Below are 10330 nucleotides of genomic sequence, written 5' to 3'. Positions count from 1 at the left end.
CCCTGCGGGTCCCGTACGGCCCGTCGACCCGGCCCCGGGGGTGGCGCCGGACCGCGCCGCCGCCGACGACGACGCGCCGGACCGCCCGGCCGCCGAGGACGCACCCGACCCGGCCGGCCCCGCGGAACCGGCGGCCGAGACCCCCGCGGCACCGGGCGGCACCGAGCACGTACGCGCCGAGGAGCCGCTGCCCGTACGGACCCGGAAGCCCCGCCCGGAACCGCGCCCGGAACCGCGCCCGGAGACCCGCCCCGAACCCGCCCCTGAACCGACCGAGGAGCTGCCTCTGCCTGTCCCCGCCACCCCCGAGACCGACACCGGCCCGCCGCCCGCGGCCGAGCCCGGGGCCGGCCGGCCCGCCGGGCTGCCCCAGCGCGTACCCGGCTCCAGCATGGCCGGCCAGCTGCGCGACGGCAGACGCCGGCCCGCCACCGCCATGGACCGACGTCCGCTCGACAGCATCGAGTCGGCGTTCACCCAGCTTCAGGAAGCCCTGACCGACCCGGAGGAAAACAGCGACTGATGAGCAGCCTCAGGCACGTGAAGAACGTCATCCCCGCGAGCCCGGAGGACGCGGCCGTCTTCGACAACCTCCGCGACAACCTGCAACTCGTGCCGGACCTCACCGGCTTCGTGCTGCTGGCGGACGACGGCCTGGCCCTCTGCGGCTACGGCCTGGACTGGACCCGCGACGACGTCCAGACCATCGCCGCCGCCTGCTCCGGGCTCGCCAGCCTCGCCGACGGGCTGTCGATGCCCGTCGACGGCGGCTCCGTCCTGCACCTGAACATCACCATGGAGCGCAGCCACCTGATCCTCACCGCCTGCGGCAACGGCAGCACCCTCGTCGTCTACACCTCGGGCCCCGAGTCCATCGGCCTCGCCATGCGCGAGACCGTCCGCGTCGCCCGCGCCTTCAAGCATCAGCTCGGCGTCGGGGACCGGGACCGCAGGGATCGCATCCGGTAATGAGCGCGCCACGGGGAACGCGCAGAACGCGGACTTTCGCGCTCACCGGATCGCGCACCGACCGGGCGCCCGGTGAGCAGTTCACGATGCACTCCACGGTCCGCGCCGCCGTACCGGCCGACGACGCGCGCAGCATCCCCGAGGAGTGGCAGACGATCCTGCGGCTGTGCGCCGGCCCCGGCATCGCCGTGGCCGAGCTGGCGGCCCGCATCGGGATGCGGCTCACCCCCACCGCCGTCCTCCTGGCCCAGCTGCTGGACCAGGGCCTCATCGAGCACAGACCCCCGATGAGCGATCCGGACGCCATGAACATCGACTTCCTCCGACGAATCAGGAGCGGCCTTGAGCGTGCCTGACAACGGGGTCCCGGACGCCGACCGGGACGCCTACCTCCCACCAGTCAAGATCCTTGTGGCCGGCGGGTTCGGGGTCGGCAAGACCACGGCGGTCGGTGCCGTCAGCGAGATCACGCCGCTGCGCACGGAGGAGCGGCTGAGCGCGGCCGGGGTGGGCGTGGACGACCTGTCCGGCATCGAGCAGAAGTCCGCCACCACCGTGGCCATGGACTTCGGCCGGATCACGCTCGACGTGGCGGTGCTGATGCTGTTCGGCACCCCCGGTCAGGAGCGGTTCTGGTTCATGTGGGACGACCTGCTGCGCGGAGCGCTCGGCGCCGTGGTGCTCGTCGACACCCGGCGGCTGGACCGGTCGTTCGCCGCCGTCGACTTCTTCGAGAGCCGCGACCTGCCGTTCGTCGTGGCCGCGAACTGCTTCTTCGGCGAGCAGGACTACGATCCGGAGGACATCCGCGACGCGCTCACGCTGAAGGAGCCCACCACCCCGATCGTCCTGTTCGACGCCCGCGAGCGCGAGTCGGTGCGCGGCGTGCTGCTCGCCCTGATGGACCATCTGATCGAGTCCGCCGAACCCGCCCACGCCCGGTGAACGCAGGAAGGCCCGGCCCGCCATGACGACCGTCCTCGCCATCGACCAGGGCACCTCCGGCACCAAGGCCCTCGTCGTCGACCCGGCCGCCGCCGGCGCCGGCGGCCGCGCCGACGGGGGCATCGTGGCCGTCGCCGAGGTGCCGGTGACCCCCGACCACCTGCCCGGCGGCGGCGTGGAGCAGGACCCCGCGCAGCTGCTGGCCTCCGTGCTGGACGCCGGGCGGCGGGCCGTGCGGGCCGCGGGCCGGCCGGTGGCCGCCGTGGCGCTCGCCAACCAGGGGGAGACGGTGCTCGCCTGGGACCGGACCACCGGCAAGCCGCTGTCGCGGGCCGTGAGCTGGCAGGACTCCAGGTCGCAGCGGCAGTGCGACGACCGCGCGGACGCCGCCGGGTGGGTCGCGCGGCGCACGGGGCTCGTGCTCGACCCGTACTTCTCCGCGCCGAAGATGGCCTGGCTGCGCGAGAACGGCGTCCGCGAGGGCGTCGTCACCACCACCGACACCTGGCTGCTGCACCACCTCACCGGCGCGTACGTCACCGACGCCGCCACCGCCAGCCGCTCCCTGCTGCTCGACCTCGACGCCGTCGACTGGGACCCCGAGCTGGTCGCCCTCTTCGGCCTCGACCCGGCGGCGCTGCCGCGCATCGTGGCCTGCGACGAGGTGGTCGGCACCACCGCCGCCTTCGGCCCCGAGGTTCCGGTGGCCGGGCTGGTCGTCGACCAGCAGGCGGCGCTGTTCGGCGAGGGCTGTCTGACGGCGGGCACCGCCAAGTGCACGTACGGCACCGGGGCGTTCCTGCTCGCCAACACCGGCGCGGCGGCGGTGCGCTCCGGCTCCGGGCTGACCACGTCGGTCGCCTGGCGGGCTCGCGGCGCCACCCCGTACTGCGTCGACGGCCAGGTGTACACCGCGGCCTCCGCGGTGCGCTGGCTCACCGAACTGGGCCTGGTCGGCTCGGCGGCGGAGCTGGACGAGACGGCGGCGGACGACGCGGCGGGGGTGGTGTGCGTGCCGTCGTTCGCGGGGCTCGCGGCGCCCTGGTGGCGCTCGGAGGCCACCGCCTCGTTCGCCGGGCTGACCCTGGCCAGCCGCCGCGAGCACCTGGTGCTGGCCGTGCTGCAGGGCGTCGCCGCCCAGGTCGCGGAGGTGACGCGGCTGGTCGCCGCCGACCTCGGCGGGCCGCTGACCCGGCTGCGCGTGGACGGCGGGCTGACCCGCAGCCGCACGCTGATGCAGGCGCAGGCCGACCTCTCCCAGGTGCCCGTCGACGTCTACCCCTCGCCGCACGCCACCGCGCTGGGCGCCGCCGCGCTCGCCCGAATGGCGCTGGAGCCGGAGCTGGCGGCCGCGGACGCGGTGCCGCCGTGGACGCCCGGCCGGACGTACGAGCCGCGCTGGCCGCGGGCGCGGGCGGAGGAGTTCCTCGACCGCTGGCGCACCGCCGCGGCCGCGGCGCTGCCGCGGCAGGACGCGGCGGACGGGCGTGCGGAGGACGGGCATGGCTGAGCCGCCCGCCCCGTACGATGTGGCCGTGGTCGGCGCCGGCGTCGTCGGCTCCGCCGTCGCCCGCGAACTGGCCGGCCACGAGCTGTCCGTCGCCCTCCTCGACGCCCGCGACGACGTCGGCGAGGGCACCAGCAAGGCCAACACCGCCCTCCTCCACACCGGCTTCGACGCCACCCCCGGCACCCTCGAATCCCGCCTGGTGCGCCGCGGTTACGCCCTGCTGTCGGCGTACGCCGAGGCCACCGGCATCCCCGTCGAGCGCACCGGCGCCCTCCTCGTCGCCTGGACCGACGAGGAGCTGGCCGCCCTGCCCCGGCTGCACGACAAGGCCGTCGCCAACGGCTACGAGCACTGCGCCCCCCTCACCGCCGGCGAGGTCTACGCCCAGGTCCCCGCGCTCGGCCCCGGCGCCCTCGGCGGGCTCGCCGTCCCCGGCGAGTCCGTGATCTGCTCCTGGACCACCGCCCTGGCGCTGGCCACCGAGGCGCGGGCGCGCGGCGCCGCCGTCCTCCTCGGCCACCGCGTCGAGGCCGCCGAGCCGGGGCCGGCCGCCACCACCCTGCGCACCACCGCGGGCGACGTCGCCGCCCGCTGGGTCGTCAACGCCGCCGGGCTCGCCGCCGACACCGTCGACGGCCTCTTCGGCCACGGCCGCTTCACCGTCACCCCGCGCCGCGGCGAACTCCTCGTCTACGACAAGCTCGCCCGCCCCCTCGCGCCCCGCATCGTGCTGCCGGTGCCCACCGCCCGCGGCAAGGGCGTGCTCATCAGCCCCACCGTCTACGGCAACGTCATGCTCGGCCCCACCGCCGAGGACGTCGCCGACCGCGGCGACACCGCCACCACCGCCGCCGGCTACGACTTCCTGCTGGCCAGGGGGCGGCGACTGATGCCCCGGCTGCTCGCCGAGGAGGTCACGGCGGCGTACGCGGGACTGCGCGCGGCGATCGACCGCGACGACTACCTGATCGAGGCCGACCCGGAACGGCGCTACCTGCTCGCCGGCGGCATCCGCTCCACCGGCCTGTCCGCCTCGCTCGCGATCGCCGAACACGTCCGCGACCTCCTCGGCGCCGCCGGCCTCGGGCTCGTGCCGCGCACCCGGCTGCCCGCGCCGCCGCGGATGCCGAACCTCGGCGAGTCGGCGCCGCGCCCGTACCGGGACGAGGAGCTGATCGCCCGGGACGGCGCGTACGGCCGCGTCGTCTGCTTCTGCGAGCGCGTCACCGAGGGCGAGATCCGCGACGCGCTGCGCTCCCCGCTGCCGCCCGCGGGACCCGACGGGCTGCGCCGCCGCACCCGCGCCATGAACGGCCGCTGCCAGGGCTTCTCCTGCGCCGGCGAGGTCGAAGCCCTGCTGGAGGCCGGCCCGTGAGCACCACCCTCACCCCCGACGTCGTCGTGGTCGGCGCCGGCCCCGCCGGCCTGACCGCCGCCGCCCGGCTGGCCCCGCGGCTGCCGCCCGGCCGGGTCCTCGTGCTCGACCGCGAGCGCGCCCCCGGCGGCATCCCCCGGCACAGCGACCACACCGGCTACGGCCTGCGCGACCTGCACCGCGTCCTCGACGGCCCCGGGTACGCCCGGGTGCTGACCGAACGGGCCGCCGCCGCCGGCGCCGAGATCCGCACCGAGGCCACCGTCACCGGCTGGGCCGGTGTCCGCGCCCTGGACGTGACCACGCCGCGGGGGCTGTTGCGGGTGGCGGCCCGCGCGGTCGTGCTCGCCACCGGCGCCCGCGAGCGCCCGCGCCCGGCCCGGCTCATCCCCGGCGACCGGCCCCCGGGCGTGCTGACCACCGGCCGGCTGCAGAACACCGTCCACCTGCACGGCCGTTCGCCCGGCCGGCGCGCCGTCGTCGTCGGCGCCGAGCCGGTCAGCTGGTCGGCGGTGCTGACCCTGCGGGCGGCGGGCTGCACGACGGCGCTGATGACGTCGGAGCACGCCGTGCCCGAGTCGTACGCCGCGTTCACCCACCCGGGGCGGCTGGCGCTCGGGGTGCCCGTCGCCACCCGGACCCGTGTCGTACGGGTCGTCGGCCGCGGCCGGCTCACCGGCGTCGAGATCGAGCACCTCGACACCGGGCGGCGCCGCGCCGTGGCCTGCGACACCCTCGTCCTCACCGGCGACTGGGTGCCCGAACACGAACTGGCCCGCGCCGCCGGGCTCGACCTCGCCCCCGGCAGCGCCGCGCCGCTCACCGACACCGCGCTGCGCACCAGCGCGCCCGGGGTCTTCGCGGCGGGCAACGTGCTCCACCCCGCCGACACCGCCGACGTCGCCGCCCTCGACGGCCGGCACGTCGCGCACCAGGTGCTCCGCGCGCTCGCCGGGCACGGGCCGGTGCCGGGACCGGGCTGCCCCCTGGTCGCCGACGCCCCGCTGAGGTGGGTCGCCCCCGGGCTGCTGCGCCCCGGCGACCCGGGGCCGCCCCGCGGCCGGCCGCTGCTGCGTTCCGCCGAGCTGGTCCGCCTGCCCCGGGTGACGGTCCGTCAGGACGGCCGGGTCCTCGGCCGCCGCACCCTGCCCTGGCCCGCCTCGCCCGGGCGCGTCTTCCGGGTCCCGTGGGGCCTGGCCGCCGGCGCCGACCGGCGGGGCGGCCCGGTGCACATCGGCCTGTGACCGCCGCCGCGCTCCGGGCCGCCCCCGGGCGGCTAGCGCCCGGCGCCGAGGCGGAGCACGGCGACCACGCCGGCGTGGTCCGACGGCCAGTGGCCCGCCGGCTTCGAGCGGTCGGCGTCCGCGTCGCCGACCACCTCCGCGGCGACCGCCCGCGGTCCGCCGGGACCGTACAGGACGTGGTCGATGCGGTGGGACAGCGCGCCGTCCGCCGGCAGCGGGCCGCTCCGGCCCGCCGTCCAGCCGCCGTCCGGGTCGCCGCCCGCGGCGGTCCAGGCGTCGGTGTAGCCCGCGCCGGCGAGGATTCCGTAGGGCCCGGCGGTGTCGGTGGGAGGGGAGTTGAGGTCGCCGGCGAGGACGACGGGGTGGGGCGAGCCGGCGAGCGCGGCGGCCAGCTCGCGGGCCTGGGCGGCGCGCACCTCCGGCGCGCCGTACGCCTCCAGATGGGTGGTGGCGAAGCGGAAGGCCGCGCCGCGCACCGTGACGTCCACGGCCGCGTAGCCGCGCGGCACCTCGAAGGAGAGCCCCGGGACCGCGGACGGCAGGGTGGCCCTCGCGTCGTACGCCGCGGCGGTGGCGTGCGCCGTACGCGGCCGGGCCGCCGGCGGCCCGGCCCGTACGACGATCACGTCCCGGTCGGTGAACCGGGCGTCCTCGGCGGCCGACACGGGCATCCGGCCGGTGACGTTGTCGTGCGCGACGACGGCCCGGTAGGGGGTGCCGCGGGCGGCCAGCGCGTCGAGCAGCAGCCGCAGGAAGTCGTAGCGGACCGTCAGCTCCCCGCCCGCGGGCCCCTTCTCCCAGCGGGCCGCCTCCTGCAGCCCCACCACCTCCGGCGCGCGCGCCGCCAGCACGGCCGCGAGCGCCGCGGCCCGCTCGCGGAAGTCCGTCGCCTCCATCGCGGCGTACGCCTCGCCGGCGCGCTCGGTCAGCTCCGCCGGGCTGCCCGCGGAGAACAGCGGCTCCAGGTCGGCGCCGAGGTAGAGGTTGTACGTGGCCACGCCGACGGCGGGCGCGCTCCGGTCGTCGCGCGCCCGCCGCGTTCCCCGCGCCCGCTCCGTTCCCCGCACCTCGTGCCTCCACTGCCCGTACACACCCACCGCATCCCAGCATCCGGGACCCCGCCGGGCAAGCATCGTCATGTCATGACCCCGGCCTCTTTACGTGATCGTCCACCTTGTTTAACGTCACGTCAGCAGCCTCGGCAGCACCACCGACACCACGAGAGCGAAGGTCAATTGTGAAGCTCGTGAGATCCCTGCTGCGGGCGGCGCCCGCCCTCGCGGCCCTGACGGCGGCGGGCGTCCTCGCCGGCGCGTCCGGCGCCCAGGCCGCGTCCACCGGGCCCGACGTCATCGCGCACCGCGGCTCCTCCGGCGTGGCGCCCGAGAACACCGCCGCCGCGACCCGGCTGGCGGTCCGCCAGGACGCCGACTTCGTCGAGATCGACGTGCAGCGCACCAAGGACGGCAAGCTCGTCAACTTCCACGACTGCACGATGGAGCGGACCACGGACGTCGAGGAGGTCTACCCGGGCCGCCCGAGCTACCGCGTCTCCGACTTCACCTGGGACGAACTGCGCGTCCTCGACGCCGGCTCCTGGTTCTCCGACAGGTACGCCGGCGAGCCGCTCATCACCGTCGACCGCGTCATCGACATCGTCGACCGCAGGTCGGGCCTGCTGGCCGAGATCAGCCCCTGCGGGCACTACGACGCGAGCCTGCCCGCCGACCTCGCCGAGCTGCTGCGGTCCAAGCCGCGCTACGTGGAGCGCGCGCTCGCCCGGGACCGGCTGGCCGTGCAGTCCTTCGAACTGGACGACGCCCGGGGAATCAAGGACCTCATGCCCGAGGTGCCCATCGGCGTCCTCGACGCCGACCGTCCCACCGACGCCGAGCTGGTCGCGCTGAGCGCGTGGGCGGACCAGGTCAACCCGCAGTACACCGTCACCGACCAGGCGCTGGTCGACCGCGTCCACGAGCTGGGCATGGACATCAACGTCTGGACCGTCGACGAGCCCGGCGCCATGCGCGCGATGGCGGGCCTCGGCGTCGACGGCATCATCACCGACTACCCGCAGTCCCTCACCTGAGGCCGGCGGACCCGGGCGGCGGCGCGGCAATGGCTCACCCCGCCAAAGACCCGCGCCGCCGCTTTGAGGGAACTCCACTGCCCAACTCCGGGCACACCCGGCAGACTCGGAGGCACCATACGACGACGCGACGCACGGACGCACGCATGCGGAGGCGGCCCATGACCGGATCCCGGATCCTCGCCCTCGGGCACTACCAGCCAGGGAAGGTGCTGACGAACGACGAACTCGCCACGTTCGTCGACACCAGCGACGAGTGGATCCGCAGCCGGGTCGGCATCCGCACCCGGCACGTCGCCGCCGGCGACGAGACCGTGGACATGATGGCCGCGCACGCCGCCGCCAAGGCCCTGGCCGGCGCCGGCACGAAGGCCGAGGACGTCGACCTCGTCATGGTCGCCACCTGCACCGCGGAGCACCGGGTGCCGAACATGGCGGCCCGGGTCGCCGAGCGGCTCGGCATCCCCGCGCCCGCCGCCATCGACGTCAACGTCGCCTGCTCCGGCTTCTCCCACGCCCTCGCCCAGGCCGACCACGCCCTGCGGGCCGGCGCCGCGAGCCGCGCCCTGGTCATCGCCGCCGAGAAGCTGACCGGCGTCACCGACTGGCAGGACCGCTCGACCGCCGTCCTCACCGGCGACGGCGCCGGCGCCGCCGTGGTCGCGCCCGCCGACGGCCCCGGGGAGCCGGGCATCGGCCCCGTCGTCTGGGGCTCCGCACCCGAGATGGGGTCCGCGGTACGCATCGAGGGCACCCCCGCGGTCTTCGCCCAGGAGGGCCAGGCCGTCTACCGCTGGGCCATCAAGGAGCTGCCGCCGATCGCCCGCGCCGTCTGCGAGCGCGGCGGCGTGGCGCCCGGCGACCTGGCCGCGATCGTGCTGCACCAGGCGAACCTGCGCATCATCGAGCCGCTCGCCCGCAGCCTCGGCGCGCCGCAGGCGGTCGTCGCCACCGACGTCACCGCGTCGGGCAACACCTCGGCGGCGAGCGTGCCGCTGGCGTTCTCCAAGCTGGTGGCGCGCGGCGAGGTGGAGTCCGGTGCGCCGGTGCTGCTCTTCGGGTTCGGCGGCAACCTCTCCTACGCGGGCCAGGTCGTGCGCTGCCCGTAGCCCGGCGCGCCCCGGCCGGGACGGCGGCACCGGGCACACCGCCGTGCGGGTGCGCCGGGCCGGGCCCGCGGGTGCTCAGCCGGCCGCGTTCGGGAAGAGCGTGGTGAACGGCTCCAGCATGCCGGCGGAGTCGCGGACGTAGGGCTCGTCGAACTCCCAGACCAGGAAGAGCAGGAACGCCAGCATCCCGCTGTGCAGCCCCGCGAGGATCAGCTCGCGCGCCGAGCGCCGGATCTGCAGCGCGAAGACCATGCCGATCGCCACCAGCCCGCCGCCGAGGAGCCCGGCCCACACCAGCCCCGGCATCGCCGGCTCCGCGTTCAGCGCCCGCTCGTTGCGGGCCTCCTCGGCCGCCGCGATCTGGTCGCCCAGCGCATAGGCCGCGCGGTTCTCGGCGTCGGTCTCGGGCACGTACGCGACGATGCCGGCGCGCACCTTGTCCAGCAGCGCGTCGCCACGCTCGTCGAGGCCCTCGCCGTCCTGCATCCGCGGCCACTCCTCGTGCACGGCGTAGTCGACGTACGCCGCCACGTCCGCCCGGATCTCCGCGCGCGCCTGCGCCGGGTACTCGGCGAGCCGCTCGCTGATCTCGTGGAGCGCGAACGCCTCCCGCTGCACCGAGGCCTGCGCCTCCCCCCTGGTCTCCCAGACGCCGGCGATCGCCAGGCCCAGCATGATCGCATACACCACCCCGATCATCATCGTCATGTACTCGATGACGTCGGGGGTCTCGTCGTGGTCGACCTCCCTGTCGGGGTGGCGGTGCCGGAGGGCGAGGATGATCACGACGACCGCGACGGCCGTGGACATCGCGAGAGTGAGCATGAGCCATGGGGACACGGGCTGCCTCCGGCGTCGGGCTGCGGGGCGGTCAGGAGCGGTTGCGGGCCGCCGCGCCCCGGCCGCCGACCGCGGCGGCGGCGAGGATGGCGGGGACGACGAACAGCAGCGTTCTGGTGACGGGAGAGGTGTCCTCGTCGACCTCCCGGGGCGGCGGCACGTGGTATAGCGCTCGCAGCGACGGCGACGGCGATGAAGACGGCGAGCTGACCTGGGACGGCAAGCCGCCGGACCGGCGGGCCGAGCCGC

11 protein-coding genes and 1 pseudogene are annotated in these 10330 nt (G+C 76.3%); 9 read left to right on the top strand and 3 right to left on the bottom strand.

Translation table 11 applies throughout. The features are described 5' to 3' along the window. The 7 genes and pseudogenes from ABD317_RS27720 to ABD317_RS27690 form a co-directional block, all read left to right on the top strand. A pseudogene (locus ABD317_RS27720) lies at positions 1 to 523 on the top strand (nitrate- and nitrite sensing domain-containing protein); the annotation flags it as partial. Next, positions 523 to 969 (top strand): roadblock/LC7 domain-containing protein, encoded by a 447-nt coding sequence (locus ABD317_RS27715; protein WP_027751953.1) that lies wholly within the window; start codon positions 523 to 525, stop codon positions 967 to 969. The pseudogene ABD317_RS27720 and the gene ABD317_RS27715, both read left to right, overlap by 1 nt. Beyond that, complete coding sequence (locus ABD317_RS27710) at positions 969 to 1325, top strand: DUF742 domain-containing protein (RefSeq protein ID WP_027751952.1); 357 nt, start codon at positions 969 to 971, stop codon at positions 1323 to 1325. The genes ABD317_RS27715 and ABD317_RS27710 overlap by 1 nt, the downstream gene beginning before the upstream one ends. Then, positions 1318 to 1914, top strand: a complete 597-nt coding sequence (locus tag ABD317_RS27705) for a GTP-binding protein (RefSeq protein WP_425582450.1) — start codon at positions 1318 to 1320, stop codon at positions 1912 to 1914. Before ABD317_RS27710 ends, ABD317_RS27705 begins: the two co-directional genes overlap by 8 nt. A 22-nt stretch (positions 1915 to 1936) precedes the next feature. Then, a complete protein-coding gene (locus tag ABD317_RS27700; protein ID WP_344293100.1) occupies positions 1937 to 3424 on the top strand; it encodes an FGGY family carbohydrate kinase in 1488 nt (495 codons plus the stop codon). Continuing rightward, a complete protein-coding gene (locus ABD317_RS27695; RefSeq protein ID WP_344293099.1) occupies positions 3417 to 4799 on the top strand; it encodes an NAD(P)/FAD-dependent oxidoreductase in 1383 nt (460 codons plus the stop codon). The genes ABD317_RS27700 and ABD317_RS27695 overlap by 8 nt, the downstream gene beginning before the upstream one ends. Beyond that, a complete protein-coding gene (locus ABD317_RS27690; protein ID WP_344293097.1) occupies positions 4796 to 6043 on the top strand; it encodes an NAD(P)/FAD-dependent oxidoreductase in 1248 nt (415 codons plus the stop codon). Before ABD317_RS27695 ends, ABD317_RS27690 begins: the two co-directional genes overlap by 4 nt. Positions 6044 to 6075: 32 nt before the next feature. Here the strand turns inward: ABD317_RS27690 and ABD317_RS27685 are convergent, their stop codons facing one another. Then, positions 6076 to 7110, bottom strand: a complete 1035-nt coding sequence (locus ABD317_RS27685) for an endonuclease/exonuclease/phosphatase family protein (protein ID WP_344293095.1) — start codon at positions 7108 to 7110, stop codon at positions 6076 to 6078. A gap of 170 nt (positions 7111 to 7280) precedes the next feature. Here ABD317_RS27685 and ABD317_RS27680 point away from each other — a divergent pair, with 170 nt between their 5' ends. Both ABD317_RS27680 and ABD317_RS27675 read left to right on the top strand, forming a co-directional pair. Then, entirely contained in the window at positions 7281 to 8132 is an 852-nt protein-coding gene (locus ABD317_RS27680) for a glycerophosphodiester phosphodiesterase (protein ID WP_344293093.1), read from the top strand. A gap of 161 nt (positions 8133 to 8293) precedes the next feature. Then, positions 8294 to 9241, top strand: a complete 948-nt coding sequence (locus tag ABD317_RS27675) for a beta-ketoacyl-ACP synthase III (RefSeq protein ID WP_344293091.1) — start codon at positions 8294 to 8296, stop codon at positions 9239 to 9241. 75 nt (positions 9242 to 9316) lie between these two features. On the opposite strand, the gene ABD317_RS27670 is transcribed toward ABD317_RS27675, so the two are convergent. Beyond that, positions 9317 to 10081, bottom strand: coding sequence for a bestrophin-like domain (locus ABD317_RS27670; protein ID WP_344293089.1), 765 nt, complete (start codon positions 10079 to 10081; stop codon positions 9317 to 9319). 31 nt (positions 10082 to 10112) lie between these two features. Continuing rightward, positions 10113 to 10241, bottom strand: coding sequence for a hypothetical protein (locus ABD317_RS27665; protein ID WP_344293087.1), 129 nt, complete (start codon positions 10239 to 10241; stop codon positions 10113 to 10115). Positions 10242 to 10330 lie beyond the last annotated feature (89 nt).

This window comes from Streptomyces synnematoformans, assembly GCF_039531005.1.
In the GTDB taxonomy this organism is placed as follows: domain Bacteria; phylum Actinomycetota; class Actinomycetes; order Streptomycetales; family Streptomycetaceae; genus Streptomyces; species Streptomyces synnematoformans.
This window is presented reverse-complemented; position numbering and strand designations above follow the sequence as displayed.